Consider the following 25,823-nt stretch of genomic DNA (forward strand, 5'->3'; position numbering starts at 1 on the left):
CTGCCGGTGTCCCATCGGATCGGTCAGGCGGAGCGGCTCGGATCATCACCATGCACGGGGTCGACGCCATCGACGCGACAGGGACGACGGGATCGGGCGCGGATGCGCGCCGTCACCGTGCCCATGCGCGGGCTCGCAACCACAGCACGCAGGTGCGCTACCTGCGTCGTCTCATTCCCCTCTCGGCCGGAGCCGCGGTCGTCGCCCTCGCCGTGGTGACGCTGTTCAACCCGTTCGGCAGCGCCCTACCGGCCGTCACCATGGGGCCGGTCACCCTGTCGGGGACCAAGGTGAAGATGGAGAACCCGCGCCTCTCCGGTTTCCGGAAGGACAACCGGGGCTACGAGGTCATCGCCACGGCCGCCTTCCAGGACGTGCGCAAGCCCACGCTGATCGAACTCCAGGCCATGAAGGGCCATCTCGTCACCGACGATTCGGGCGGGCTCGCCCATATGGAGGCCGCCTCGGGTCTGTTCGATTCGGCACGTGAGACCCTGTCCCTCGAACGCGACATCAAGTTGTGGACCGACAAGGGCGAGGACATCCGCCTCCTGACCGCCGCCATCGACTTCAAGGCCGGTACGGTGAAGTCCGACCAGGCCGTCGCCGTGACGCTTCCCACAGGGACGGTGGCCTCCGACGGTCTCGACATGGTCGATAACGGTCGCGTCATCTCCTTCGTCGGCAATGTCCATGCGGTGTTCCACGGATCGGACAAAGCCGAGAACGCCGGATCCGAGATCAAGCCCGATGTGAAATCGCCGCGCATCCTCACCTCCGCCGCCGAGCCGCAGGATGGGGAGGCACGCCGATGAGCCGTTCCGCGCTGATCTCCACCCTCGCCCTCTGCAGCCTCCTCGCGGCAGGGAGCGCGATGGCGCAGATTCCGTCCGGCACGTCTCCGGCGCCCGCCGCGAAGGCGACCAAGCCGACCGCGCCGGGGAGCACCTTCGGCGCCAGCGGGGGCAAGGAACCGGTCAAGATCGACGCGGACCGGCTCGACGTGTTCGACCGCGAGAATAAGGCGATCTTCGCCGGCAACGTCGTGGCTGTGCAGGGCGACAGCACCATCCGCTGCTCGACGATGACGGTGCATTACAAGCGCGGCAAGGATGCCAAGCCGGGGGCGCCCGTGCCAGCCGCCGATGGTGCCAAATCGCCGGCCGGCATGGCGGAGAACGGCATCCAGAAGGTGGAATGCGCCGGCCCCGTCACCGTGGTGCAGAACGACCAGGTCGCCACCGGCGACAACGCCGTGTTCGACCAGGAGGCCAAGCGCATCGTGCTCACTGGCAACGTCGTGCTGAGCCAGTGCCAGAACGTCACCCGGGGCAGTCGCCTCGTCTACGACATGAATACCGGCCGGGCGAACATGGACCCGGTGGCCGGCGGTCGCGTCTCGGCGATGTTCGTGCCGCAGAAGGAAGAGGCCGCCAAGGGTGGGGCCAAGGGGTGCGCCCAGCCGGCGAGTGCCGCGGGCAAGCCCGCGCCGAAACCTTCCGAGGCCGGCGCGGAGAAGCCGGCCGCAAAGCCGAGAGCGCAGGCCAATTGACCTCCGCCCTGCCGGTGGCCCCTGCGCCAGACCCGATCAGCTCCCGGATCGCCGATGCGGCTCCTGCAGGAGCCGTGCGCGCGCCCTCCCTCCTGTCGCGCCTCTTTCGCCGCGGCAAGGGGCGGGCGGCGGGTGGTGAGGCTGGCCTGTCCGAGAGTGGCGGCGGTCCGGGCATTCTCCACGTGGAAGGGCTGCGCAAGAGCTACGGCGCGCGCACGGTGGTGCACGAGGCCGGATTGACCGTGCGCAACGGCGAGGCCGTGGGCCTGCTCGGCCCCAACGGCGCGGGCAAGACCACGATCTTCTACATGATCACCGGCCTCGTCTCGGCGGATCGCGGCTCGATCAGTCTCGACGGACTGCCGATCACCCACCTGCCGATGTATCAGCGTGCGCGCCTCGGCATCGGCTACCTGCCGCAGGAAGCCTCGATCTTCCGCGGCCTGTCCGTGGAGGACAACATCCGCGCCGTGCTCGAAGTGGTGGAGCCCAGCCGCAAGGAGCGCGAGCGCAAGCTCGATTCGCTGCTTGAGGAATTCGACATCGCGCGTCTGCGCAAGGCGCCTTCGATCGCGCTGTCGGGCGGCGAGCGGCGTCGCTGCGAGATCGCCCGTGCCCTGGCGACATCGCCGAGCTTCATGCTCCTCGACGAACCCTTCGCCGGCATCGACCCCATCGCGGTGGGCGACATCCAGGATCTGGTGAAGCACCTGAAGCAGCGCGGCATCGGCGTGCTCATCACCGATCACAACGTCCGGGAGACCCTCGGCCTCATCGACCGCGCCTATATCGCCCATTCCGGCCGCATCCTCACCGAGGGCACGCCGGAGGAGATCGTCGCCAACGAGGATGCACGGCGCCTCTATCTCGGCGAGGGGTTCCGGCTCTAAGCAGGTTCGCGTTGGCGCGCCAACGCTTCACGCTGCTTAGCTCTTTGATGTCTCGCAGGTTTTTATCGCAGAACCGGAGGCCACTTCTGCGAAACCTGTTTAGGCCACCGGCCCGATCCGAATCCGCGAATCACGCGCCCGCCCGTGCTGCCCACATCCTCTGCTGCCCAATTTCTCGCCACATTACATGGCGACCAAAAGATGCATGCGTTTTGTGCATGTCTTTAGGCTGGTCGTCCGCGCATGCCAGCGGAGGGGGAATTTAATTTCTCTTTGGTACGAGACAGTTGCGCGAGCATGAGCTGCGTCCGTCCAACCCCGGCTGCGCCGCGCCAGATGGTGCGGCGCAGCATCGCGGTGGAAATCGCGCGCATCGCGCTTTGACGGCGGCGCAAGATGGCGATAGACCTAGGCGAAGATAAAAATAAGCAACATTCATGCCGAGCGGCGTAGGGTTTTGTGCGCGCCTTCGGCTGGGCTCACCTGAAGGCGTCGGGGCAACACCATGAGCTTGCTGCAGCGACTGGAAATGCGTCAGGGCCAAGCCCTGGTGATGACGCCACAGCTTCTCCAAGCGATCAAGCTCCTTCAGCTCTCCCAGATCGATCTCGCCACCTATGTGGATGCCGAACTGGAGCGCAATCCGCTCCTGGAGCGCGTCGAGGGCGAGCCGGACGGTGAACGCGCGAACGGCGAGGTGGCCCCGGAGGCCGCGGGCGACGGGGATGGCGAGTTCGACTCGGCCGAGCCCGACAACTGGATGTCGACCGAACTCACGGCCAGCAGCGCCGAGATGGAAAGCGTCCTCGACACCCGTCTCGACAACGTCTTCTCCGATGAGAATCCGAGCCATGCCCGCGAGGCTGCCTCGGGCGACATGCTCACCCTGACTCCGGCGCCCTACGGCAATACCGGCGGCAGCTTCGACGGCGAGGCGCCGGATTTCGAGGCGACCCTGACCTCGGAAGTCTCCCTGCGCGAGCATCTCAGCGCGCAACTCGACCTCGCCACCCGCGATGCCGGCGACAGGCTGATCGCCGGCTTCCTCATCGATGCGGTGGACGATGCCGGCTACATGCGCGAGTCCATCGACGAGGTGGCCGAGCGCCTCGGCGCCAGCCTCGATTCCGTGGCGCGGGTGCTCAAGCTGATCCAGACCTTCGACCCGCCGGGTATCGCCGCCCGCGATCTCGCCGAATGTCTGAGCCTGCAGCTGCGCGAGCGTGACCGGTTCGATCCGGCGATGCAGGCCCTGGTCTCCCGCCTCGACCTCGTGGCCAAGCGCGACTTCCCGAGCCTGCGCCGGCTCTGCGGCGTCGATGACGAGGATCTCGTCGACATGCTGGCCGAACTGCGCCGCCTCGACCCGAAGCCCGGGCGGGCCTTCGGCTCGCGCGCCGTGGAGGTGCTGATCCCCGACGTGTTCGTCCGGGCGGCCTCCGACGGCTCCTGGCTGGTGGAGCTCAATGCCGAGGCGCTGCCGCGCGTTCTGGTGAACCAGAGCTACTATGCCCGCGTCTCGCGCGGGGCGGCGGCCGAGGGCGACAAGGCGTTCCTGTCCGAATGCCTGCAGACCGCCAACTGGCTCACCCGCAGCCTGGAGCAGCGGGCGCGCACCATCCTCAAGGTCGCCTCGGAGATCGTCCGCCAGCAGGACGCCTTCTTCGTGAACGGCGTGGCGCATCTGCGCCCCCTCAACCTCAAGACGGTCGCCGAGGCCATCGGCATGCACGAATCCACCGTGTCGCGGGTCACCTCCAACAAATCCATCGGCACCAGCCGGGGCACCCTGGAGATGAAATACTTCTTCACCGCCGCCATTCCGGGGGCGGCGGGCACGGCTTCGCATTCCTCCGAGGCGGTGCGCCACCGCATCAAGCAGCTCGTGGACGGCGAGGCGACCGGCGACGTGCTCTCGGACGACGCCCTGGTGCAGAAGCTCCGCGACGAGGGCATCGACATCGCCCGCCGCACCGTGGCGAAATATCGGGAATCCCTGCGCATCCCCTCGTCCATCGAGCGCCGCCGCGAGCATTTCGCCTACGCCCGCTGAGGGCTGCCGCGTTCTGCGGATGACGTCTGCCCGCCGGGGAAAGCTTCAGGCTTTCCCGCCTGTCACCTCCCGTGCAATGCCGGCTCGCCATTCCGTTGACTTCTCCTCCCGGGGCTCCTTTACTTGCCTCCCGAACGCAACAAAACCGGAGGATACATGGGGTCATTGCGCGTCACAGGCCACGGCCTGGACCTCGGCGAAGCCCTTCGCGGGCGTGTCGAAGAGCGAATGGCCGCCACCTTGTCGAAATATCTCGACAGCCACATGAACGGCACCTGTTCCGGCCATGTGACGCTTCGACGAGATGGGACGGCCTACCGTACCGATTGTGTGCTTCACCTCGTCTCGGGCCTGACGCTCGAAGCGTCCGCCGCTTCGCACGACGCGCATTCGAGCTTCGAGCAGACCGCGGACAAGCTCGAGAAGCGCCTGAGGCGCTACAAGCACCGGCTCAAGGATCATGGCGCCGCCCTGCATGAGGGCGCCACCGTCCAGGCGGCTTACGCCGTCTTCGCCGCGCCGAGCGACGCGGAAGAGGATGTGATCGACGACGATCTCGCCGAGGACGAGGAGGCGCATCCGCCCGTGGTCGCCGAGAGCACCAGGGCGCTCAAGCGCCACTCGGTGAGCGAGGCGGTCACCGCCCTCGATCTCACGGGGGCACCGGTCATCGTGTTCGTTCACGCTGGTACCGGCCGCATCAACGTCGTATACCGCCGCAGTGACGGAGCGATCGGTTGGGTGGATCCGCCGGAGGCGGCAGCTTAACGCGCTCTGCCGGCCGCGTGCCGACCATCGGCCGCCTCGGGATGCGTGGGGACCACGCATCCGCAGCGCTAATGTAGACGAGCGGGGGCCGGTGGGTCGCCGCCGATGGGGCGATGGTCCTTTATGCCGATTCTGGAATTCCTGAGTCCGGATTCCGTGGTGACTTCTCTGCGCGCTCGCGCGAAGAAGCAGATCCTCCAGGAATTGAGCACCCATGCGGTGCGCCAGCTTCCCGCTCTGGACGAGCGTGAGGTGTTCGAGACTCTCCTGCAGCGCGAGCGCCTCGGCTCCACGGGCATCGGCGACGGCGTCGCCATTCCCCACGGCAAGCTTCCGGGCCTCGACCGGCTGTTCGGCCTCGTGGCACGGCTGGAGAAGCCGGTGGATTTCGAATCCCTCGACGGTCAGCCGATCGACATCGCCTTTCTCCTCCTCGCCCCGGAGGGCGCGGGCGCGGAGCATCTCAAGGCGCTGGCCCAGGTGGCGCGGCTCCTGCGCGAACCGGGCGTTCTCGACCGGATCCGGGCCGCGAGGGACTCCAGCGCCCTCTATGCGCTCCTGACCCAGCCTACGAAATCCGAGGCGGCATGATCCCGATGGACGTGAAGGCGAAGTGGGCGGCGGCCGCGATGGCGGGGCTCGTCCTGTCGCTCACGCCGGCGCAGGCCGACGTGACCTGCGCCCGCGACGTGCTCGTGGCCAACTCGATGCAGCGTCAGGCCATCGACCAGCTCGAGCAGGCGGATGGCGACGATGCCAACCGCTGCCGGGTCTGGCGCCGCCACGTGGAGACCATGCGCCGGGTCGCCAGCGTCTACGGTCGCTGCCTGTCGGGGGCCGAGCGCGCCGCCAAGCTCGCCGAGGTGCAGACCTCGGAGAAGGATTTCTCCGGCATCATCCGGACGCGCTGCCGCGGGCTGTAGTACGTCGGCCCGAATGGCCGGTACCTGGTTTTCAGACGGGCCGATGCTGCAAGGGTAGGGTGCGCTCGGCACACAGGCCGTTACGGCCGGTCGATTGACTCCGGCCCGTTGCACTGGCTGTCCTCACCAGCGCCGCCATGCTGTTCACCCGCCTCCCCGACGATCTGTTCAAGCCGCTCGCCTCGCCGAGCCGGGCCTTCAACGCGGCGCTGCTGCTGCATCTGCATGCCAGGGTGTTCGCCGAGACCACCGAACCCCTGCGCAAGAGCGAGCTGCTCGCCTCCATCGGTGATTTCTCCGCCGACTGGTCCCAGGGCGAGATCGCCGACGACGAGGCCACGCCGGTCGATCCGGTGGAGCGACGCTCGGCGGTCTACCGGCGGCTTCTCGACGCCGGCTGGCTGGTGGAACGGCGCGAGCGCTACGTGCCGGTGGTCGATTTCGATCCGGATGCCCGCCTCGTCATCGAGGAACTCGCCCGTCTCGACCGGGGCGAGACCCGCTCCTATGGCGGCGCGGTACTGGAGGTACTGGGTAGCCTGGAGAGCGCGGTGGCCAACCCGGCCGAACGTTCGGAGGCCCTGGTCAATGCGGCCAAGGCCTCGCGCGCCTTCCTCGGACATCTGCGCAGCCTCGCCGGCTCGATGCGCAAGATCGAGGAGCGGATCCTGCGCGAGGAAGACCAGGGCGTCGCGTTCCGCCTCTATTTCGAGGAGTTCGTCGCGCGCCATCTCGTCAGCGACTACCGCACCCTGCACACGCGCCTGAACCCGTTCCGCTTCCGCTCCGGCATCGTCCGCGAGGCGGGCCGCGCCCTGCGCGACGACCTCACCCTGCGGGCTCTCGCCGAAGCGGGGCTGCGCGAAGGGAGGGCACAGGACCTGTCCCTGGCCGAGCGGGCAGTACGGGCGGATCTCGCCGAAATCCTCTCGATCTTCGAGGGGCTCGACCGGCATCTCGACGCCGTGGCCGACATCGTGGCACGCCTGGAGCGCCGGATCGCGGCGGCCCTGCGCTACACCGACCATCGCGATTCCGACCGGATCGAGCGTACCGCCGCGGCGTTGCGGGCGGTGGGCGCCGCCGAATGGTCGGAGACCGGCCCCTCCGCCGAGGTCTCGCTCCTGCGTCCGCCCATCGGCGAGCCGCATCTCTACACCCCCCGCATGCGGCGCGCGGCGATCCTGTCCGAGCCGCTGCCGGAGATCCATCTCGACCCTGCCATCGAGGCCTTCATCCTGGCCAAGGACGCCTTCCGCCAGCGGGTGATGGTGACGCCGGAGCGCGTCATCGCCTTCGTCGAGCGCAAGCTCGGGGCGAGCCCCGCCGTCCGGGGTTCCGAGATCGTGGTGGCGGATGTGGACGAGTTCGTGGTGTTCCAGCGCCTGCGCGAGATCGACGTGCTGTTCGACGGCATCCTGACCACGCGCTACCGCCTCTCGCGGGTCGCGGGCCGCGTCTCCAACGGCTGGCTCGACTGCCCGGACTTCCTGGTGGAGCGCCGAAACCCGGCGGTCCGCCCGGCATCGGTTCGCCCGCGCGGCGCCTGAGCGGGGACGAACTCCGCATCGGGTCACAATCGGTGACGATCTTGGACCGCCGCCTGATCACATTGATGTTTCCGGACTTGGCAGACGTTGGAAGGGGGATCATACTTGCCGAAGGCCCGTCGAAGATGCGGGAATACCGGGAGATACGCCGATGACATCCGGGAAATGCTTGATCAAGTCCGCCTGGATCGCGGTCGAGGTGGGCAAGGAGAGATCCGAGCGCGTGCTCGTGGTCGAGACCTACATCGCCGTCAGTCCGCTTGAACGGAACTTCGACCCCTCCCGCTACGACCGGGTCGTGGCGGAGGTCCAGCGCGTGCTCGCCGAGAATCCGTCCATCGACCGCGCCTCGATCCTGAGCATGCACCGCGACACCCAATGCCTCTCGCTGTTCAAGGCGACTCAGCAGGCGGCATGAACGCCGGGCCTTTGTGAAAGGACCGCGATCCGGGTAACGAGGCGCCACGGAGGGACGGGTGTTCCGCCTCAACGCTTCATGGATTGTCGGGATGATCGAGGCCTTCCGCGCCATCGTCGACGGCGACGAGCCTCCGCCTCCGGGGACGCGCGCGCCCTCCGGGGAGGATCTGACGCGGGCGCTCCAGGTGCTGCTCAAGAGCCAGTGCATCTATTCCGACACCCCCGGCATCGGGCGCTCCTACGAGCTTGCCCGGCACTACGCTCCCTTCTTCAAGAGGTACTTCGCCTGCCTCGGATACGGGTTCGAGGTTTCGCCCCGCGACCAGATGGTGTTCCTGCGCGTGCCCCCGGACGGGGTGCGCCACGACGGCCAGGCCGAACGCCTGCGCAAGGACGAGACCCTCGTCCTTCTCGCCCTGCGTCTCGCCTACGAGGAGGGGCTGCGCGCGCACCGCGTCACCACCGACGGCGTGGTCGAATGCACCACCGACGACATCGCCGAATCGATCCGCACCGCCGCCCGGAGCGAGGCGCCGGAGGAGGCGCGCCTCACCGAAATCCTCCGCCTCTTCGCCCGCAAGGGTGCCCTGCGCCTGGGGGAGCGCGACAAAGCCGAGAAGATCACGCCGCTGATGCTGCTACCGGGCATCGCCGTGCTCTCGCCCGATGCCTGGATGGAACAGGTCCGCGCCTGGGCCGCGGCGCGCCTCGACGACGACGGCTGACAGCGGGTCACCGGGGCCGGCGAACGCGCCGATGTCGGCCTTCGGTCGGGATCGGGACTGCTTAATAAAAGATTTCACATGAAAACATTGCGGTGCGGGGACGGACCCTCCCGCCCCTATAGGAGGTGACGCTGCCACCCGACTTGCATCGCGAGCCGACGGCGTCCATGCCGGGCGACCGACACGCCCCGCAGGGAGCCGCCCGACCGGTGTACCGCCTCACCGACATCGTCCTCTCCAACTGGTACCTGATCCGGCGCGAGCAGATCCGCATCCGGGGGGCGGCTGCCCTGGTGGGGCCGACGGGCGCCGGCAAATCGACGATCTTCGATGCCGTTGGAACGGTGCTGGCCGGAAACAATGCCAGCCGCCTCGCCCTCAACGCCTCCGCCTCGGGGCGCAGCGCCCGCACGGTCCGCGATTATTGCCTCGGCTGGATCAGCGACCCGGCCGAGGGCGGACGCCCGACCCGCGAGGCCTGCGAGACCCTGATCGTTCTGGTCTTCGAGAACGAGACCACCGGCCGCGTCGTCTCGGTGGGCCTCGCTTTGGCGGCCCGTGCCGAGGACAGCCGCGAGACCACGCTGTCGCGCTTCATCGCGGTCGGCCATCGCTTCGAGATCGCCGATTACGTCCGCGAGACCGCGGAGGGCAGCTTCGTCGCGCCCTGGCCGGAGATCGCCAAGGACCTGCGCATCCAGGCCGACCGGTTCGAGGAATTCCGCTCGTCGGGCGAGCGCTTCACCGCCGAATTGCTGGCGCTGATGCGCGAGGGGGCGTCGAGTCCGGAGCCACGGCATTTCCTGCGCACCTTCTCCAACGCCGTGGCGTTCAAGCCGATCTTCGATTCCTCCGCCTTCGTGCGCTCCTTCGTGCTCGAACCGGAGCCCCTGGACGTCGCCCGCATCCGCCAGTCGGTGGAGAACTGGCGCCGCCTGCTGGAGACGATCGAGGAGTTGGAGCGCCGACTCACGCATCTCGGGCGCATCCTGAAGCGCTACGAGACCTGGGCCGAGGCCAGCCTCTCGGCCACCCTCGACGATCTGCGCGCCGCTGGCGCCGATCTGCGCCGGCGCATCCTCGATTACGCGACCGCCCGCTCCAGGCTCGGCGAGGTAGCCGAGCGCCTGCGCATCGCCCGCGAGAGTGTGGCCACCAGCCAGGGGTTCGTGCGCGAGATCGACGGGGAAATCGCCGGCAAGAAGGCGATGCTCGCCGGGAGCCAGGGCGAGGGGCGGCTCGCCGCCTCCAATGCCGGCCTCGCCATGCTGGCGCGCGACAAGCGCGACCTCTCCGCCCGCGTCGCCGACCTCGTGGGGATGGTGCAGGAGGCGGGCAAGCTCAACACCCTGTTCTCCGAGATTCAGCGGATCGATCCCGACGCCGCCCGGATCGTGGCCGCGTGCTCGCGCTCCGGCCTGCGCCGCGAGGCGCCCCCCGAGGAATCCCTGCGCATCGACGGCCCCCTCGGCGGGTTGATCGAGATGCTCGCGGCCCTGCCCGACATCGCCACCCCCCTCGACACCGCCGCCGAGGATATGGCCCTGCGCGCCCGGGCCCAGGAGAAAGAGGCGCAGGCCCTCTCGGCCGAGATCGGCACCGGGCGGACGGGCGGCGCCCGCCTCTCTTCCGACACGGCAGGCTTTCGCGACGAGCTGGCCCGGCTCGGGATCGAGGCCACGCCGATCTGCGAGCTCGCCGAGATCACCGATCCGAAATGGGGGCCGGCCCTGGAGGGTCTGCTCGGCGGCGCCCGTGAGGCCCTGGTGGTGGAGCCGGACAGGCTCAACGAAGCCTTCGCCCATCTCGAGGCCCGCAAGAGCCAGTTCTACCGCTGCCTGCTGGTCAAGACCACCGACACCGCGCGGCGCCGGGGCGGGCGCGACGACGAGGGGCCGATCTCGCTGATCGAGACCCGCGATCCTCACGCCCAGGCCTTCCTCGCCGCGCGTCTCGGGGGCTACGATCTCGCCCCCAACGACGCGGCCCTCGCCCATATGAGCCGCGCCGTGGCGCCGAGCGGCCGCTCCACCTCGGGCATGGCCTATTCCGTGGTGCGGCCGGTCCAGTTGATGATGACGCGGGGCAGCCGCGGCCCCACGGCGGAGGGACGGCAGAACCTGGAGCGCGCGGTGGCCGAGGCGCGGCGCCTGCGCGGTGAGGCGGGCGTGCTGCGCGAGGCCGCCCGCATCGCCGCCATGCTGCGGGTCCGCCTCGCGGAAGCGAATCTCGACATCGTCTCTCTGCGCCAGGAGGCCGACGCCATGGAAGGGCGCCGGCGCAGCCTCACCACCGAGCGTGAGGCGGTGGAGAAGGCCGATACCGGCGCGCTGGAGGCCGAGATCAAGGAGCTTGCCAAGGAGCGCTCGGCCTATCTCACGGAGCTGGTCCAAGTTCTGGAGCCCAAGCGCGACGCGCTGCTCGGCGAGGAAGCGGGGCTGAAGGCGAAAGTCGCCACCGCGCGGGAGGCGATACGCGGCGCGCTCCAGGCAAGGCGCAGCGCCCATGCGCGCTGGATCGCCGGTGATTCCGTCCGCATCCGACTCGTCCGGCCGGACGGGTTCGATCCGCTGGCGGTGGCGAAGGCCCGGGCCGACGCCGCAGGCCTCGAATCCAAGGAACTGGCGGCTTTGGCCAATGCGGCGCGCGGCGCCGCCCGCGAGGCGATGGAGACGGCGCGCACGCAAGGCCGTGCCGCCGAGCGCGATCTCGCCGAATATTGCGTGCAATGGCGGATCGAGAACCCGCTCGGCAACGGCGACGCCCCGGCCTCCTTCGGTTTCTCTTGGGTCGCCCGCGCCCATGACGAGGTCGCGGGCCACGAGTTGCGGCGCTATCGCGACCAGGCGGTGCGGGCAGAGGGCGAGATGCGCCGCCTCATGACCGAGGACCTGCTGACGCGCCTCGCCGACAAGTTCGAGCGGGTCCGCACCCGCCTCGACGCCCTGAACGAACGCCTCTCCACCCAGACCTTCACCGGCCAGACCTACGCGTTCGAGGCGACCGTCGACCGCCGCTACGCCGCCGTGCATGCCCTCGCCACCGAGGTGGCTCGCTCGGCCGACGCGGCGCAGGCGATTCTGCCGGGGGAAGGCGAGGAAGCGCCTTCGGGTCCGCTCGCCGCCGCCATCGAGGAGATCACCGCCCTGATCGCCGGCGACGAGAGCGCGGCGCGGCTCGCCGATTACCGCAACTATTTCGTCTACGAGATCGGCATGCGCGACAAGGCGGGCAACCGCACCACCATGTCGAACCGGGCACTGCGCGGCTCGGGCGGCGAGGCGCAGGCGCCGTTCTACGTGGCCATCGCCGCCTCGCTCGCCTCGGCCTATTACCCCGGCGATCGGCCCGGCGACGAAAATCCCGGCCTCGGCCTCTGTCTCCTCGACGAGGCCTTCTCCAAACTCGACGTGCGCAACTCGCAGGCCCTGGTGGACCTTTATCAGGCTTGGGGGCTGCAACTCCTCATCGCCGCCCCGGAAGACAAGCGCACCACGCTCACCGAGGTGATGGACACCATCGTCACCGTCTATAAGAGCCCGGACCTGACCTCGGTGCGGATCGAGGCAGAGCATCCGCTGGAGACGGCCAAGCGCGCGCTGGCGGCCATCAACCCGGAGCGGCAGGGAATCGAGACGTTCCGGGTCTCCGACGCGGCGGAGTGAGGGGGGTATCCTCCCTCGATGCGCTCGGCCTTGACGAACGCGCGATCAGGTCCGCCGCGATGCGGTTTCCCGGATCGCGGTGAGAGTCAGAATGGCGGGGGCACCGTTCCCCGTCACCGCGAGGTGATCGGCGCCAGTGGAGAGAAGCAGCGCCAGGGCGTCCTTCAGCGATGTCTCGGCCGTGACGGACGGCGCATCCGCGGCCTCACCGGGAACCGCGACGACACCCGCTTGCGTCAGCGCGAGACGACGCAGAGCACGGTCCTCGCCGACGAAGCTCTCCACGAAGGCGTCGGCGGGGGCGACCAGGAGGCGGTCCGGCGTGTCGGCCTGGACGATCCGGCCCTCGCGCATCAGCACGACGCGATCCCCCATCCGCATCGCCTCGTCGATATCGTGGGTGACGATGATGACGGTCTTATTGAGCCGGCGAAGTATCTCGCCGATCTCGCTTTGTAGCCGGCCACGCGCTACCGGATCCACGGCTCCGAAGGGCTCGTCCATGAGGAGGACGGCCGGGTCAGCCGCGAGCGCGCGCGCGACGCCGACTCGCTGGCGCTGACCGCCGGAGAGTTCGTCCGGCCTCCGGTCGCGGTAGTCCCGCGGATCGAGGCCGACGAGGGCGAGCATCTCGTCCACACGATCCGCGATCCGGGCGCGGGACCAGCCCGACAGCTTTGGCACGGTGGCGACGTTCTCGGCGACGGTCCGGTGGGGGAACAGGCCGATACCCTGCAGGACGTAGCCGATGCCGCGGCGCAGCCGCACCGGATCGACCCCCGCCACGTCGCGTCCGTCGAGGAGAATGCGCCCGGCATCCGGTTCCACGAGCCGGTTGACCATGCGCAGGGTGGTGGATTTGCCACAACCGGAAGGGCCGATGAGGACGCAGGTCGTGCCTTCCGCGATGTCGAGGTCGATCCCATCGACGGCCGGTCGATCCGCGCCGGCAAAGCGGCGGGAGACGCCTTCGAACCGGATCATCGACCGAGCCTCGCGGGCTCGGATCTCAGCAGCCGAGGCAGATCGAACCCATCGTTGTCCGCATCTTCCGGTCCCAGGCCTTGTCGCGTGCGGCGGAGACCTTCTGCGCCTTGAGCATGTCGCCTTCGGTCGAGGCCCGGTTGAAGGTGGAGGTCGGCGGCTTCGTCACACCCATGGCGGTGGTCATGCGCTTGGGGGCGGGCTGCTGCGCCGTGGTGGAGGGCTGCGCCTGGACGGGCATGGCGACAAGCAGGCCCAGACAGACGGACGCGGCAAGGAAGCGTGTCATGATCGATCTCGACTTTTCGAATGTGTAGAAACGCAGCAGAGGCAAACGAAGATCGCGCCCCGAATACCACCTCTCTTCGTCCATCATGACGGCAAGGTTGAGGCGTTGCGATGCGATCTCTCGAATGGCAGGCGTAGATAGTGCCGAATTGTCATGGGGCTTAGCGTGTGCCAGCGCACCGGGCGACGATCGTTTCGGTCACGGAGCGGTGGGTCACGTCTGTCGTTTCGGGCGGAACGCGACGAGGGTCATGTCGTCCCGGGGTGTCTCGGAGCCGCGATAGGCGGCGAGCTCGGTTTCCAGTGTCCCGATCTGCCGGCCGAGTTCCTCCCCGCGGGTGCGTAGGAGGATATCCGCGACACCGCGATACCCGAGCAATCGACGCTGCGTACCGTGAATACCCATCTGGTCGGTGATGCCGTCGGTCATCAGGTAGAAGGTGTCGCCCGGCGCCACATCCAGGGTGACGTTCCCGGTGCTGAAGCTCTCGCTCCCCTGGCGCGGATAACCGAGTCCCCGCTTGGCCCCCCTGATCCGGGTCACCCCCGCATCCGTGACGGTGGTGAGCGACAGGCCGGCGCCGGCGAAGGTCAGGCGCCGTGCCTCCGGGTCCCAGATGCACAGGCCGCAATCGAGCCCGTCATCGGAATCCGAACCGCGCCCGTCCTGGCGCAGCTGGGCGCGGACCATCTCGTCGAGGACCGTCAGGATCTCGGCCGGCGAGCGCAGGCCGCGCTCGTGCAGCACGCGGTCGAGGGCGGTGGCGACGATGAGCGTGATGAACGCGCCCGGTACGCCGTGGCCGGTGCAATCGGCCACGACGATGATGCTGACGTCACCGAGGCGTTCCAGCCAGAAATAGTCGCCGCCGACCTGATGCAGCGGCTCCCACAGCACGGCGACATCGAGTCCCGCACCGGCCAGCGCCATCCGGTCGGGCAGGACGGAGGTCTGGATGCGACGGGCGTAGCCGATGCTCTCCATGACCTGGTGGTTGGCGTCGGCGAGCTTGGCATGAGCGAGTTCGAGGTCGGCGAGGAGCTGCTTCGCCTCGTCGCCGGCGCGCAGGCCCTCCACCATGCGGTTGAAGGCCGAGGAGATCACGTCGATCTCGTTGCTGGCCCGTATGGCGCCGTCGAACGCCACCGTCGACCAGCGCTTGTGCTCGACCTCGCGCATGGCGAGCAGCAGGCGCTTCAGGGGGGCGAGGACGTGCTTGCGCACGTTGGCATGCAGGGTCAGCACGAAGGCGAGCATCAGCACCAGGCTCGCCCCGACCGCCAGGAGCGCCTGCTTCTCGGCATTGGCGCGCAGGGCTTCGGTGGAAAGTCCCAGCGTCAGGCTTCCCACGGGCTTCGCCTGGCCCGCCAGGGTGATGGCGGTGGAGGCGCGGATGAGCTCGATGCTGCGTCCCCCCGGCATCTCGCCGATGGACATCACCAGGCCGCCCTCCGCGTTCCAGGCACGGACGAAGCGGAACGCCGGATCGAGGGTCAGGGCCTGGACCTGGGTCGTGTAGACGTCCGGCCGCTCGCTCCAATCGGGTCGGGCGATGGCCTGGGCGGTGAGGGCGACGAGAAGGTTCGCCCGCTCGGTATAGAGCCTGAGACTGTCGTTGTAGTTCACCCAGGCGATGCCGACCTGCGTCGCCAGCACCACGATGGCGATCACCGGGTAGATCCGCAGGAACAGGGTGTGCGCCAGACTGTCGAGGTCGCGCCCGCGGGCCGAACCGCGCAGGGCGCCCGGCCGCATCGTACCGGGCGCGGATGTCGACACGTCGGTGAAACCGGCCAGTTCCAGGAAGTCGTCGCCGCGCAGGGGACCGCCTCCCCTCAAGGAGCGCTTGCGGGTGGGGGAGGCGACGGCGGGCGATGCCGTCTCGGCCGCAGGATCGAACGTCATGGCGGCGGCGGTCCGTCTGCAGAAGGGCCGCGGGACGGGCGGACACAGCCCCGTCCGGCATGTTTGGCCGCATAGAGCGCGGCATCGGCCCGGCCCAGAGTCTGCTCGAAGGTCTCGGTTCCCTCGATGGCGGCAATGCCGATGCTGACGGAGAGCGCCAGCGGTCCTCCGGGCCACGCCACGCCGGTTTCCAAGACGAGGCGGCAGATGTCTTCGGCCACCGTGAGCCCGGCATCGGCCCCGATCTCGGTGAGCAGGATCGCAAATTCCTCGCCGCCCATGCGGCCGATCACGTCCACCTTGCGCAGGCGCCTCCGGCAGGTCTCGACGAAGCTGGCGAGAGCCGCGTCTCCGGCGGCGTGGCCGAACTCGTCGTTGAGGCGCTTGAACCGGTCGAGATCCGCCATGAGGAGGCAGGCGGGAACCCGGTCGCGCTCGTATCGCAGCCATTCACGCTGGCTGATCTCCATGAAACGGCGACGGCTCACCGCGCCGGTGAGGTCGTCGGTATCGGCCAGATGCCTCAGCTTCGCTTCGAGCCGGGTCCGATGCTCGATCTCGCCGGACAGCGCCTCGTTGAGGGCCTGCAGGTCGCGTTGCTGCTCGGCGAGGCGGTGATTCGCCTTCTGCAGGTCGAGTTGCATCCGGTCGCTCATCCTCACGAGGCGGCGCTGCTCGCGATAACTGCGCCGGTAGGCTTCGGCGAGTTGCTGGACGCCGCCCGCGACCTGCGCGAGCCCCGCCAGCATCCCATCGGTCTTCCCCAGGACCGCTTCCTCGGTATCGTACAGACTGAACGCGTCGCCGACGACGGGGGGATGGTCGGTTGGCGGAACGACCCCGGGCTTGACCTTCATCCGTGTCAGTTCCCCGCCTGCGAGGTCTCGACGAGATCGAAACGTGCATGGGAAAAGTCGGAGGCGAAATCCTCCCCGGCCTCGGCGATGGTCTCGTCGCCCTCGGCGTAGAGCCAGCGGATGGTGACGCCACGGCCTTCGCCGGCGGCGGCCTCGAGGGGCATGAACAGGTTCATCAGTCCCTTGGCGCTGGAACTGTTGAAATAGACGAGGGCGACCTCGAACACGATCGGTTCCGGACCCGACAGGGCGAGGTAGGACCGCAGGGACTGGAGCAGGGGGCCGAAGAAGGCTGCGGCATCCTCCGGATACGATTCGCCGCTCAGCCTGAAACGGCCGGCTGCGAAGTCGAAATCCACCTCGGGGGATCGGGCGGTCGCCGGAATTTGAATGCGGTCCATCGCCGGGGCGCCGTCAGATATAGGCTTTGAGGCAGAACAGACTGCGCTCGTCGCCGAGATCGTGAAAATCGAACTCGACGGGAGCACTCGACCGGCGAGCGATCTCGATCAGGCCGATGCTCCCTCCGAGGCTGCCCTCGTCGGGGGGCTGGCGCAGCTTCTCGCGGTAGAAACGTTTGAGTTCTTCGCTGGACATGCCGGCAATGTGGTCCAATCGCTCATGCAGAACGGCGGCATCGGCCTTGGGGACCTCGTTGCCGCACACGACGAAGAAGCGCGCGTTCTCGACGCCGACCACGATCATCCCCGCACTGATCATGCCGCAGGACGCCTTGTCCCCGGGGAGCTTGTCGGCCGAGTAACGAATGATGTTCTGGGCCTGCTCGACGAAGATCGAGAACACCCGCTTGGCGATGGTCGCGTCCGTCTCACCCTGGATCATCCGAAGCTTCAGGACTTCGCCGAGGGAAAACAGCACGTTCTCCGAGATGTCGCCGCCGAACGACAGGATGATACCGTTACGCTTCGATGTCTCGAAGAAGGATTTGAAGTCCCGCGCGAGCACAGCATCCTCCTCCCGATGGCGGAAGGTGCCGCACGGTGAGCGCCCACCTTCACTGCCCGACAGCACTAACCCAAAGGCCTCTACAGACAGTTACCGCCTCGCAATCTGGCGGAGTGCGAGCAAATTCCATTCCATCCGGTTAACCAGGACGACAGGATTGGACGACCCCGCGCCATGGTTCCGACAGGAGAACTATCTCGGTTCAAGGTGTCGATGATAGATCGGACGGCATCGGGTTCGTTCTGCGAAAAGAAACAATTTATAGGGATTTGTTTCTGTAAAACTCGCGAGCGCGCCTGTGTTTGGGCACGAACCCAGACCTTGCCGGTCTGAAGCGGATCGGATCGTGACACAAGACAAGTCCGTCCTCATCGTATCGGATCGACCGGACCGGGTGAGACTGCTGGCGCGCGCCATCACCACCATCATGCCCTGCCGCAGCGTTCTCGGGGACCAGTCGGCTCCCGCCATCCTGCCCGTCGTCGCCGTCATCGATCTGGATCCCCGTGACGGCGTAGCGACGGCCTGGGTGGTCCGTCTCCTGGCGATGCGCGTGCCCTGCCTCGTTCTCACGAATGCGCCCGCCCACATCCCGGACAGGGCGAATCCGGCCCTGCGCGTCACGGCGGCCGATACCCCACGCCCGACCATTCTCTCCCTCCTGTTCAGCCTCATCGATGCCGGCGAGAAGCTGCGCACGCGTCACGCCGGCGAGACCGCCGCATTGGAAGGCAGGGCGCACCGCGCCTGCTCCGTGGTGGCGGACCTGTTCCATGCGGCGCAAGCCGATCGGCCGATCTCCTCGGAGGAGGCCGATGCGGGAACCGACGTGATTCTGGAGGCCGTTTCCGAGGGTGGCATCCGCGCGTGGCTCGAGGTGATCGGACGCTACGACGAACTCCTCTACCAGCACTCCCTCAGCGTCGCCGGCTTTGCCGCGGCCTTCGGCTTCCACCTCAAGATTCCCCGGGCCGACCGGAAGCGCCTCGCGAAAGCCGCGTTGCTGCACGATATCGGCAAATCGAAGATTCCTCTGGCCATCCTCAACAAGCCCGGTGCGCTGACCTCGGCCGAGATGGCGACCATGCGCACGCATGCCGCCGCCGGTGCCGACATGCTCGCCAGGCAGGAGGGGTTCGATGCCGCCATGCTCGACGTGGTCCGGCATCATCACGAGATGCTCGACGGCAGCGGCTACCCGGCCGGCCTCATCGGCGATGCGATTCCGGATCTCGTCCGCCTCGTGACGATCTGCGACATCCACTCGGCCCTCACCGAGCGGCGGGCCTATCGCAATCCGCTCCCGCATGCCGAGGCCCATGCGATCATGCTCGGCATGACGGGCAAGCTCGACATGCCGCTCCTGCGGGCCTTCCAGCCCATCGTCCTGCAATCGAGCCATGGCGATGCATTGGTCTAGCGCCTCGCGGCGTTCGGTTTACCGAACCCTGTCCGGTTCAGGGGGAGCGTTCTTCCAGGCCGACCCCGTCCATGGGCCGTGATTCTGCATGAAATTGCCAAGTTGAAAGTTTCATCTCCTACGGCGACGTCTTGCCGAAGACCGATCTCCCATGCGTCGTTCTTTTAAAAGCACGTTTCGTTGACCCGGATCGCCGCTGCCATCACATTTCGGTAACGATGCCGAGGGGCATTCCATGACCGGACGGCCCGCCATGACTGGACGGCGCGTTCGGATCAAAGTCCCCGGCGCATTCCCGTACCCGATCGGTAGGCGCTCGATGTCCCTTCAAGGCAGCTCTTTCTCAGGCCCGCTTCCGCGCATCGTCGGCTTCAGCGCCAACCTGCAGCGTCCCTCGAAGACGCGTGCGCTGGTCGAAGCCGTGGCCGAGGCAACCGGCGCGCGGCTGCGCGCCGACATCCGCCTGTTCGACGTGGTCGATGCCGGGACAGGCCTCGGCGCGGCCTGGTCGCGCGACCAGCTCTCGCTGCCCGCTCGGCGCATCCTGGAGGCGATCGAGAACGCGGACGCGCTCATCGTCGGAACGCCGGTCTACAAGGGCGCCTATACCGGCCTGTTCAAGCACCTGTTCGACTTCGTCGATCCGGCGGCCCTGGCGGGCAAGCCCGTCGTGCTCTCGGCCACGGGCGGGGGCGCGCGGCACGCCCTCGTCGTCGAGCATTCCCTGCGGCCCCTCTTCGGCTTCTTCAGCGCGCAGACCGTCCCGACCTCGGTCTATGGCAGCGACGCGGACTTCTCCGACGGCGTCCTCGTCGACGAGGGCGTGCGGGGCCGCGTTTCCGATGCTGCGGCCCAGCTCGCCGCGCTGCTCGGCGCACGGGAGAAGCCCTCGGCTTCGTTCGAGGCCGCGCCGGCCACCGCCTTCGCCGCTCCGAACCGATAGCCCGCTCGGACGACCGGGAGGCGCCGGGATCGGCGCCTCCTACAGAGCCTCAGTCAGCAAGGGCTGGACACATGTCACGGCAGACAACCCTCGGTTCCGACATCCTCGGCCGCCTGACGCCCTGGCTCGTGCCGGTGGCGATCATCGCCGGCTGGCAGGCCGCGGCCTCCACCGGCCTGGTCTCCACCCGTTTCATGCCCGCCCCCTCGGACGTGATCGCCGCGGGCTGGCAGGCGAGCAAGACCGGTGAACTCTGGACCAACCTCTGGATCAGCTTCCTGCGCGCGGCCGTCGGCTTCCTCATCGGCGGCAGCATCGGCTTCGCCCTCGGCCTCGCCAACGGCCTGTCGCAGCTCTCCGAGAAGCTCACCGACACGACCCTGCAGATGGTGCGCAACATCCCGCACCTGTCGCTGATCCCCCTGGTGATCCTGTGGTTCGGCATCGACGAGGAGGCCAAGCTCTTCCTCGTGGCCATCGGCGTGTTCTTCCCGATCTACGCCAATACCCTGCACGGCATCCGCTCGGTGGATCCGCAACTGGTGGAGATGGGCCGGGTCTACGGCATGTCGCCCACCACCCTGTTCCTGCGGGTGGTGCTGCCCGGGGCGCTGCCATCGATCTTCGTCGGCCTGCGCTACGCGCTCGGCATCATGTGGCTGACGCTCATCGTCGCCGAGACGATCTCGGCCTCGTCCGGCCTCGGCTACATGGCGATGCAGGCGCGCGAGTTCATGCTGGTGGACGTGGTGGTGCTGGCCATCGTCATTTACGCCCTCCTCGGCAAGATCGCCGACACCCTGACCCGGCTGCTGGAGCGTTCGTTCCTGGCCTGGAACCCGGCCTACCGGAACATCTGAGGGGCATCGCGACATGCCCCTGTTCTTCGATCAACCCCACGGACGACGTCCATGACCGCCTCCACCCTGCTGCGCGCGCCCGACGCCGCCCTCGCGCCGCCCCGCGAGGTTCCCGTCGCGCCCCAGGCCCGCCAGGCCACGCGCCCCGCGCCCGTCACGGGCACGGGGGTCGCCGTCACCCTGCGCGGCCTGTCGAAATCCTTCGACGGCCATCAGGTGATCGAGGGGCTCGACCTGCACATCCCGGCGGGCCAGTTCGTTGCCATCGTCGGCCGCTCGGGCTGCGGCAAGAGCACCTTGCTGCGCCTGATCCTCGGGCTCGAACAGCCGAGCGCCGGGCGTATCGACCTGGAGAACCCCGGTGCGCGCTCGGCCACGAAGCGCATCATGTTCCAGGAGCCGCGCCTGCTGCCCTGGGCCAGGGTCGTCGACAACGTCGCCGTAGGGCTCGGCGGGGCCGGGCGGCGCCAGGAACGGCGCGAGCGGGCGGCGGCGGTGCTGGCCGAGGTCGGCCTCACCGACAAGGCCGGCAACTGGCCGGCGACCCTCTCCGGCGGCCAGCGCCAGCGCGTCGCCCTGGCGCGCGCCCTCGTCAGCCGGCCGGGCCTGCTCGCCCTGGACGAGCCCCTCGGCGCGCTGGACGCCCTGACGCGCATCGACATGCAGGACATGATCGAGCGGATCTGGCGCAACCAGGGCTTCACCGCCATCCTCGTCACCCACGACGTCGCCGAGGCAGCGGCCATGGCCGACCGCATCCTCGTGGTGGAGGAGGGCCGCGTCGCCCTCGACCTGACCGTGGACGTGCCCCGCCCGCGCCGGCGCGGCGACCCCGAACTCGCGCGGCTGGAAGGCCGTATCCTCGACCATCTGCTGAAGGACCGTGCCCCGGCCTGATCCCCGGACGAGCGCGATCCAACCGGCACAACACCAGGAGCATCCCATGACCGCAGAGACCGACGTCCTCTGGTTCCTTCCCACCCACGGCGACGGCCGCTACCTCGGCGCGCAGGAAGGCGCCCGCGACGTGTCGCTGGCCTATCTCCGCCAGATCGCGCAGGCCGCCGACGAGCTCGGCTATTACGGCGTGCTGCTGCCCACCGGCCGTTCCTGCGAGGATTCCTGGGTCATCGCCTCGGCTCTCGCCGCCCTGACGAAGCGCCTGCGCTTCCTCGTGGCGGTGCGTCCCGGCCTGCAGGAGCCGTCCATGGCCGCGCGCATGGCCGCGACCCTGGACCGGATCTCGGACGGGCGCCTCCTCATCAACGTCGTCACCGGCGGCGATCCGGTGGAATTGCGCGGCGACGGCGTCTTCCTCGATCATGACGAGCGCTATGTCGTCACCGACGAGTTCCTGCATGTCTGGCGCGGGCTGATGTCCGGCGAGACGGTGAATTACGAAGGCAAGCATCTCAAGGTGGAGGATGGCCGGCTCATCTTCCCGCCGGTCCAGAAGCCCTATCCGCCTCTGTATTTCGGCGGCTCCTCGCCGGCCGGCATCGAAGTCGCGGCCGAGCATTGCGAAGTCTACCTGACCTGGGGCGAGCCTCCGGCGGGCGTCGCCGAGAAGATCGCCAAGGCGAAGGAAGCCGCCGACCGCAAGGGCAAGACCTTCTCCTACGGCATCCGCCTCCATGTCATCGTCCGCGAGACCGAGGGCGAGGCCTGGGCGGCGGCCGAGAGCCTGATCTCGCGCCTCGACGACGAGACCATCGCGCGGGCGCAGGCCACTCTCAAGCGCCAGGATTCCGTGGGCCAGAGCCGGATGATGGCGCTGCATGGCGGCGACCGCTCGAAGCTCGAAGTCTCGCCCAACCTCTGGGCCGGCGTCGGCCTCGTGCGCGGCGGCGCCGGCACGGCGCTCGTCGGCTCGGCCGATCAGGTGGCGGACCGGATGAAGGAATACATCGATCTCGGGATCGATCGCTTCATCCTCTCCGGCTACCCGCATCTGGAAGAAGCCTACCGCTTCGCCGAACTCGTCTTCCCGAAGCTGCCGCTTCGCGCCACCACCGGCGTTCTCCCGAGCAACGCCCGCAACAACGGCCCGTTCGGCGAAGTCATCGCCAACGACATCGTCCCCAGCCGGCGCATCGCGGCGCATTGAGGGAGAGCATCGCCTCTCCCCGCTCGCGGGGACAGGGCCGCGACGACTCCGTCGTCTTCGCGGCGAGGCGGCAGCCGACGGTGCGGGGCTGACGCCGAAGGAGGTTTTTCCGGCGAATCCCCCTCACCCTCGTTCCGGCTTCGCCTGCACTCACCGGATGCACGACAAGGTGCATCCGGTGCTCTCACCGCCCGCGGGGAGAGGCGGCGCTCTCACCGGACACCTGTTCCAGACGCTGTACGAGGACATTCCATGCCCCGTTCCACCGCGCGCACCCTCTCCCCGCCTCGGCAGACGACCCTCGCCTTCCTCACCGCCCTCGCGTTCCTGATCCTCGGCACGCTGCTGGCGCGCGCCGAGGACAAGGTCATCCGCATCGGCTACCAGAAATACGGCACGCTGGTCCTGCTCAAGGGCAAGGGCCTGCTGGAGAAGAAGCTGGCGCCGCTCGGCTACCGGGTGAGTTGGGCCGAGTTTCCCTCGGGGCCACCGCTGCTGGAGGCGTTGAATGCCGGGGCCATCGATCTCGGCTCCGCCGGGGAGGCGCCGCCGATCTTCGGGCAGGCCAACAACCCGGATTTCCTCTACGTCGCCCACGAGCCGGCGGCTCCGTTGGGCGAGGCGATCCTCGTCGCCAAGGACAGCCCGATCAAGACCGTCGCCGCTCTGCGCGGCAAGAAGATCGCCCTGAACAAGGGCTCGAACGTCCATTACTTCCTGGTCGAGGCCCTGGCCAAGGCCGGCGTGCCCTACGAGGCGGTGACGCCGGTCTTCCTCGCGCCCGGCGACGCGGTCGCGGCCTTCTCGCGCGGCGCCGTCGATGCCTGGGTGATCTGGGACCCCTTCCTCGCCTCGGGCGAGCGGGCCACCGGCGCGCGGACCCTCGTCAACGGCACCGACATCGTGCCGAACCGGCAGTTCTACCTGTCGACGCGCCGGTTCTCCGACGCGCACAAGGAGGCGCTCGATACCACCCTCGCCGCGATCGGCGAGATCGACGCCTGGGCCAAGGACAACACCGACGCGGTGGCCGCCGAACTGGCCCCCGCCATCGGCATCCCGGCGCCGGTCCTCACCGTGGCCCTCAAGCGCCTGACCTACGGCGTGACTCCGCTGGACGCGGCCGTGATCGCCGATCAGCAGAAGGTGGCCGATACGTTCCACCGCCTCGGCCTGCTGCCCAAGCCCATCACCGTCTCCGATGCCGTGCGGAAATCCGGGAGCTGATGGGGCTCTACCGCCCGGCCGGCGCCGGCATGAGCCAGCGCAGGACGAGATGGGTCGTCCCGCACAGGACGAGGGGGATGACGACGAGAAGGCTCGTGAACCAGGCCCAGGCCGGCATCATCGTCTGGGCGACGGCGTCGCTCATGCCCCAGACGTAGTTGATGTTCACGGGCGTGAGCCCGGCATCGGGGCGCGGCCCGGGCATCAGGAAGAAGCACACCAGCAACACGGCGATGGCGAGGCCGGACCACGCCGCCCAGGCGCGCCGGTCGTAGCCGAGGCGCCAGATCAGGTAGACGAGCAGGAACGGCAGCCAGCCGTGGAACAGCGAGAGCCCGCGCAGGAACAGCGGGTTCTCGGCCTTGAACATGTAGGCGGTCATGCCGGTGAGCGGCACGCCCACGAGTTCGGCGACGAAATCCGCCACCCACAGGATCTGCGGCGCCAGGATGCCCACCGTCGGCATGGAGACGAGGAGCGGGCTCTCCCGCCAGATGCCCACCAGGGTGAGCAGCAGGGCGACGTCGCAGAAATAGAGGAAGTTGGTCGGCCCGTACCAACTCCAGTAGACGGGCACGAGCACCGCCATGAAGGCCGTATAGGCGAGCTTGAGGGCCAGCGGCAGGCGTCGTGCGCTCGCCGGTTCGAGGGATGAAGCGACGTCGGCCAGGGCCGCTTCCGCGACGGCGAGGGGATCGGTCGCCGGGACCATGCTGCCGCTCATGTCCGATCCTCATTCATGTCCGCCGCCCCTTCGCCCGTCGAATCACTCGGCCGCTTGGAAGCTTGGCCGAGCCGGAGGACATACGAATTCGCGCGCCTTCGGCGTGACGCGCCGCACGCGAGGATCGCCGCCGTTGCAGGAGCCACCCCTTGCTTCGAGAGGATGGATAGAGAGGAAGTGCCGAGCTTGCCAGTCAAGTCGGGGGTCGGTTAACTCAGCTTGGCAGGCAGCTCGTTCGCCGGAGCGTTGTGCCGTCGGGCCACAGGACAGGAAAGTCCGGAATCATGACGATGGACGCTGGGAAGGCCGCTGCCTGCGGGATGGACGAGAGTGCCCGGCTCGGTGGCAGGACGGGGCGTCTCAGCCGCCGTTCGTTCCTGGCCGGCTCGGCCGCCGGGTTCGGCGCGCTGGGGCTCGCCGGTTGCGCGACGACCGACGGACTGATCCTCGCCGAGGCGGCGAAGATCTACGGTCCGATGCCGGACGAGAAATTCCCGATCCCGGCCACCGACATCAGGAAGGTCGACCCGAAATACTATCGCCGCACGGTGCGCTACGAGACCAGGGAAGCGCCCGGCACGATCATCGTCGATCCCGGCAACTTCTATGTCTACCGCATCGAGGAGGATGGGGCCGCCACCCGCTACGGCGCCAATGTCGGCCGTGCCGGGTTCCTGTGGAGCGGTGACGCCTATGTCGGCCGCAAGTCCGAATGGGCGACTTGGACGCCACCCAAGGAGATGATCCAGCGCCAGCCCGAGGTGGCCAAATACGCCCGCGGCATGCCGGGCGGCCTCGACAACCCTCTCGGCGCCCGCACGCTCCACCTCTACCAGAACGGCGCCTACACGCTCTACACGATCTACGCCTCGAGCGAGCCCGACTCGATCGGCTCGGGCATTACGAGCGGCTGTGTCGGCCTGCTCAGCCAGGACATGATCCACCTGTATTCGCGGACGCCAGTGAAGACGAAGGTGGTCGTCCTACCCGCGTAG

At 68.4% G+C, this 25,823-nt stretch carries 25 protein-coding genes; 18 read left to right on the forward strand and 7 right to left on the reverse strand.

What is annotated here, in order from left to right; genetic code table 11:
- The first annotated feature begins 50 nt into the window (after window positions 1-50).
- The 11 genes from A3OM_RS0122315 (at window position 51) to A3OM_RS0122365 (ending at window position 12,546) form a co-directional block, all read left to right on the forward strand.
- Window positions 51-815, forward strand: a complete 765-nt coding sequence (locus tag A3OM_RS0122315) for a hypothetical protein (protein WP_018046021.1) — start codon at window positions 51-53, stop codon at window positions 813-815.
- Window positions 812-1,552: an LptA/OstA family protein gene (locus A3OM_RS0122320; protein WP_018046022.1), complete on the forward strand. Its 741-nt coding sequence runs from the start codon at window positions 812-814 to the stop codon at window positions 1,550-1,552. Before A3OM_RS0122315 ends, A3OM_RS0122320 begins: the two co-directional genes overlap by 4 nt.
- On the forward strand, window positions 1,549-2,442 hold the full coding sequence (gene lptB / locus A3OM_RS0122325) for an LPS export ABC transporter ATP-binding protein (protein WP_018046023.1): 894 nt from the start codon (window positions 1,549-1,551) through the stop codon (window positions 2,440-2,442). The genes A3OM_RS0122320 and lptB overlap by 4 nt, the downstream gene beginning before the upstream one ends.
- Before the next feature lie 505 nt (window positions 2,443-2,947).
- A complete protein-coding gene (gene rpoN, locus A3OM_RS0122330; RefSeq protein WP_026176325.1) occupies window positions 2,948-4,495 on the forward strand; it encodes an RNA polymerase factor sigma-54 in 1,548 nt (515 codons plus the stop codon).
- 156 nt (window positions 4,496-4,651) lie between these two features.
- Complete coding sequence (gene raiA / locus A3OM_RS0122335) at window positions 4,652-5,263, forward strand: ribosome-associated translation inhibitor RaiA (protein ID WP_026176326.1); 612 nt, start codon at window positions 4,652-4,654, stop codon at window positions 5,261-5,263.
- Between the two features lie 123 nt (window positions 5,264-5,386).
- Entirely contained in the window at window positions 5,387-5,854 is a 468-nt protein-coding gene (ptsN, locus tag A3OM_RS0122340) for a PTS IIA-like nitrogen regulatory protein PtsN (RefSeq protein WP_018046026.1), read from the forward strand.
- A 5-nt stretch (window positions 5,855-5,859) separates the two neighbouring features.
- On the forward strand, window positions 5,860-6,186 hold the full coding sequence (locus tag A3OM_RS0122345; RefSeq protein WP_026176327.1) for a hypothetical protein: 327 nt from the start codon (window positions 5,860-5,862) through the stop codon (window positions 6,184-6,186).
- Between the two features lie 137 nt (window positions 6,187-6,323).
- Complete coding sequence (locus A3OM_RS0122350) at window positions 6,324-7,736, forward strand: Wadjet anti-phage system protein JetA family protein (RefSeq protein WP_018046028.1); 1,413 nt, start codon at window positions 6,324-6,326, stop codon at window positions 7,734-7,736.
- A gap of 151 nt (window positions 7,737-7,887) precedes the next feature.
- Window positions 7,888-8,154 carry a hypothetical protein gene (locus A3OM_RS0122355; protein WP_018046029.1) on the forward strand — a complete coding sequence of 89 codons (267 nt, stop codon included), beginning with the start codon at window positions 7,888-7,890 and terminating at the stop codon, window positions 8,152-8,154.
- Window positions 8,155-8,245: 91 nt separating this feature from the next.
- Window positions 8,246-8,881 carry a DUF4194 domain-containing protein gene (locus tag A3OM_RS0122360; RefSeq protein WP_018046030.1) on the forward strand — a complete coding sequence of 212 codons (636 nt, stop codon included), beginning with the start codon at window positions 8,246-8,248 and terminating at the stop codon, window positions 8,879-8,881.
- 209 nt (window positions 8,882-9,090) lie between these two features.
- The gene (locus A3OM_RS0122365) at window positions 9,091-12,546 is read left to right on the forward strand and encodes an SbcC/MukB-like Walker B domain-containing protein (RefSeq protein ID WP_018046031.1); all 3,456 of its coding nucleotides are present in this window, start codon (window positions 9,091-9,093) and stop codon (window positions 12,544-12,546) included.
- A 45-nt stretch (window positions 12,547-12,591) separates the two neighbouring features.
- Here A3OM_RS0122365 and A3OM_RS0122370 read toward each other — a convergent pair whose 3' ends face one another.
- The 6 genes from A3OM_RS0122370 to A3OM_RS0122395 form a co-directional block, all read right to left on the reverse strand.
- Entirely contained in the window at window positions 12,592-13,530 is a 939-nt protein-coding gene (locus tag A3OM_RS0122370) for an ABC transporter ATP-binding protein (protein ID WP_018046032.1), read from the reverse strand.
- Window positions 13,531-13,555: 25 nt separating this feature from the next.
- Window positions 13,556-13,819 (reverse strand): hypothetical protein, encoded by a 264-nt coding sequence (locus tag A3OM_RS24515; protein WP_043765043.1) that lies wholly within the window; start codon window positions 13,817-13,819, stop codon window positions 13,556-13,558.
- Window positions 13,820-14,032: 213 nt separating this feature from the next.
- Window positions 14,033-15,724, reverse strand: coding sequence for a SpoIIE family protein phosphatase (locus tag A3OM_RS0122380; protein WP_018046034.1), 1,692 nt, complete (start codon window positions 15,722-15,724; stop codon window positions 14,033-14,035).
- Window positions 15,721-16,581 carry a GGDEF domain-containing protein gene (locus tag A3OM_RS0122385; RefSeq protein WP_018046035.1) on the reverse strand — a complete coding sequence of 287 codons (861 nt, stop codon included), beginning with the start codon at window positions 16,579-16,581 and terminating at the stop codon, window positions 15,721-15,723. The genes A3OM_RS0122380 and A3OM_RS0122385 overlap by 4 nt, the downstream gene beginning before the upstream one ends.
- A 5-nt stretch (window positions 16,582-16,586) precedes the next feature.
- Window positions 16,587-16,982 (reverse strand): DUF1987 domain-containing protein, encoded by a 396-nt coding sequence (locus A3OM_RS0122390; RefSeq protein ID WP_018046036.1) that lies wholly within the window; start codon window positions 16,980-16,982, stop codon window positions 16,587-16,589.
- A gap of 13 nt (window positions 16,983-16,995) precedes the next feature.
- A complete protein-coding gene (locus A3OM_RS0122395) occupies window positions 16,996-17,547 on the reverse strand; it encodes a SiaB family protein kinase (protein WP_018046037.1) in 552 nt (183 codons plus the stop codon).
- Window positions 17,548-17,893: 346 nt separating this feature from the next.
- Here A3OM_RS0122395 and A3OM_RS0122400 point away from each other — a divergent pair, with 346 nt between their 5' ends.
- From A3OM_RS0122400 to A3OM_RS0122425, 6 genes are all read left to right on the forward strand, one after another.
- Window positions 17,894-18,967 (forward strand): HD domain-containing phosphohydrolase, encoded by a 1,074-nt coding sequence (locus A3OM_RS0122400; RefSeq protein ID WP_043764384.1) that lies wholly within the window; start codon window positions 17,894-17,896, stop codon window positions 18,965-18,967.
- A gap of 319 nt (window positions 18,968-19,286) precedes the next feature.
- Window positions 19,287-19,910: an FMN reductase gene (gene msuE, locus A3OM_RS24520; protein WP_018046039.1), complete on the forward strand. Its 624-nt coding sequence runs from the start codon at window positions 19,287-19,289 to the stop codon at window positions 19,908-19,910.
- A 71-nt stretch (window positions 19,911-19,981) separates the two neighbouring features.
- Window positions 19,982-20,770: an aliphatic sulfonate ABC transporter permease SsuC gene (gene ssuC, locus A3OM_RS0122410; protein WP_018046040.1), complete on the forward strand. Its 789-nt coding sequence runs from the start codon at window positions 19,982-19,984 to the stop codon at window positions 20,768-20,770.
- Window positions 20,771-20,821: 51 nt separating this feature from the next.
- Entirely contained in the window at window positions 20,822-21,667 is an 846-nt protein-coding gene (locus A3OM_RS0122415; protein ID WP_018046041.1) for an ATP-binding cassette domain-containing protein, read from the forward strand.
- A 46-nt stretch (window positions 21,668-21,713) separates the two neighbouring features.
- A complete protein-coding gene (ssuD, locus tag A3OM_RS0122420; protein WP_018046042.1) occupies window positions 21,714-22,877 on the forward strand; it encodes an FMNH2-dependent alkanesulfonate monooxygenase in 1,164 nt (387 codons plus the stop codon).
- A gap of 252 nt (window positions 22,878-23,129) precedes the next feature.
- Window positions 23,130-24,104 carry a sulfonate ABC transporter substrate-binding protein gene (locus tag A3OM_RS0122425; protein ID WP_018046043.1) on the forward strand — a complete coding sequence of 325 codons (975 nt, stop codon included), beginning with the start codon at window positions 23,130-23,132 and terminating at the stop codon, window positions 24,102-24,104.
- Between the two features lie 7 nt (window positions 24,105-24,111).
- Here A3OM_RS0122425 and A3OM_RS0122430 read toward each other — a convergent pair whose 3' ends face one another.
- A complete protein-coding gene (locus tag A3OM_RS0122430) occupies window positions 24,112-24,828 on the reverse strand; it encodes a hypothetical protein (protein ID WP_018046044.1) in 717 nt (238 codons plus the stop codon).
- Between the two features lie 284 nt (window positions 24,829-25,112).
- Between A3OM_RS0122430 and A3OM_RS0122435 the strand changes: the two genes are divergently transcribed.
- Window positions 25,113-25,823 carry a L,D-transpeptidase gene (locus A3OM_RS0122435; protein ID WP_026176329.1) on the forward strand — a complete coding sequence of 237 codons (711 nt, stop codon included), beginning with the start codon at window positions 25,113-25,115 and terminating at the stop codon, window positions 25,821-25,823.

The sequence above is a fragment of the Methylobacterium sp. 88A genome, from assembly GCF_000376345.1.
GTDB classification, from domain to species: Bacteria; Pseudomonadota; Alphaproteobacteria; order Rhizobiales; family Beijerinckiaceae; genus Methylobacterium; species Methylobacterium bullatum.

What these genes read in the sequence shown, in the direction of transcription:
- A3OM_RS0122390 (WP_018046036.1), bottom strand. Translation starts at nt 16,982, where the DNA reads ATGGACCGCATTCAAATTCCGGCGACCGCCCGATCCCCCGAGGTGGAT.
- A3OM_RS0122345 (WP_026176327.1), top strand. Translation starts at nt 5,860, where the DNA reads ATGGACGTGAAGGCGAAGTGGGCGGCGGCCGCGATGGCGGGGCTCGTC.
- A3OM_RS0122350 (WP_018046028.1), top strand. Translation starts at nt 6,324, where the DNA reads ATGCTGTTCACCCGCCTCCCCGACGATCTGTTCAAGCCGCTCGCCTCG.
- A3OM_RS0122380 (WP_018046034.1), bottom strand. Translation starts at nt 15,724, where the DNA reads ATGACGTTCGATCCTGCGGCCGAGACGGCATCGCCCGCCGTCGCCTCC.
- A3OM_RS0122370 (WP_018046032.1), bottom strand. Translation starts at nt 13,530, where the DNA reads ATGATCCGGTTCGAAGGCGTCTCCCGCCGCTTTGCCGGCGCGGATCGA.
- A3OM_RS0122360 (WP_018046030.1), top strand. Translation starts at nt 8,246, where the DNA reads ATGATCGAGGCCTTCCGCGCCATCGTCGACGGCGACGAGCCTCCGCCT.
- A3OM_RS0122385 (WP_018046035.1), bottom strand. Translation starts at nt 16,581, where the DNA reads ATGAAGGTCAAGCCCGGGGTCGTTCCGCCAACCGACCATCCCCCCGTC.
- A3OM_RS0122320 (WP_018046022.1), top strand. Translation starts at nt 812, where the DNA reads ATGAGCCGTTCCGCGCTGATCTCCACCCTCGCCCTCTGCAGCCTCCTC.
- A3OM_RS0122425 (WP_018046043.1), top strand. Translation starts at nt 23,130, where the DNA reads ATGCCCCGTTCCACCGCGCGCACCCTCTCCCCGCCTCGGCAGACGACC.
- A3OM_RS24515 (WP_043765043.1), bottom strand. Translation starts at nt 13,819, where the DNA reads ATGACACGCTTCCTTGCCGCGTCCGTCTGTCTGGGCCTGCTTGTCGCC.
- rpoN (WP_026176325.1), top strand. Translation starts at nt 2,948, where the DNA reads ATGAGCTTGCTGCAGCGACTGGAAATGCGTCAGGGCCAAGCCCTGGTG.
- ssuD (WP_018046042.1), top strand. Translation starts at nt 21,714, where the DNA reads ATGACCGCAGAGACCGACGTCCTCTGGTTCCTTCCCACCCACGGCGAC.
- A3OM_RS0122435 (WP_026176329.1), top strand. Translation starts at nt 25,113, where the DNA reads ATGACGATGGACGCTGGGAAGGCCGCTGCCTGCGGGATGGACGAGAGT.
- msuE (WP_018046039.1), top strand. Translation starts at nt 19,287, where the DNA reads ATGTCCCTTCAAGGCAGCTCTTTCTCAGGCCCGCTTCCGCGCATCGTC.
- A3OM_RS0122355 (WP_018046029.1), top strand. Translation starts at nt 7,888, where the DNA reads ATGACATCCGGGAAATGCTTGATCAAGTCCGCCTGGATCGCGGTCGAG.
- ptsN (WP_018046026.1), top strand. Translation starts at nt 5,387, where the DNA reads ATGCCGATTCTGGAATTCCTGAGTCCGGATTCCGTGGTGACTTCTCTG.
- A3OM_RS0122430 (WP_018046044.1), bottom strand. Translation starts at nt 24,828, where the DNA reads ATGAGCGGCAGCATGGTCCCGGCGACCGATCCCCTCGCCGTCGCGGAA.
- A3OM_RS0122415 (WP_018046041.1), top strand. Translation starts at nt 20,822, where the DNA reads ATGACCGCCTCCACCCTGCTGCGCGCGCCCGACGCCGCCCTCGCGCCG.
- raiA (WP_026176326.1), top strand. Translation starts at nt 4,652, where the DNA reads ATGGGGTCATTGCGCGTCACAGGCCACGGCCTGGACCTCGGCGAAGCC.
- ssuC (WP_018046040.1), top strand. Translation starts at nt 19,982, where the DNA reads ATGTCACGGCAGACAACCCTCGGTTCCGACATCCTCGGCCGCCTGACG.
- A3OM_RS0122315 (WP_018046021.1), top strand. Translation starts at nt 51, where the DNA reads ATGCACGGGGTCGACGCCATCGACGCGACAGGGACGACGGGATCGGGC.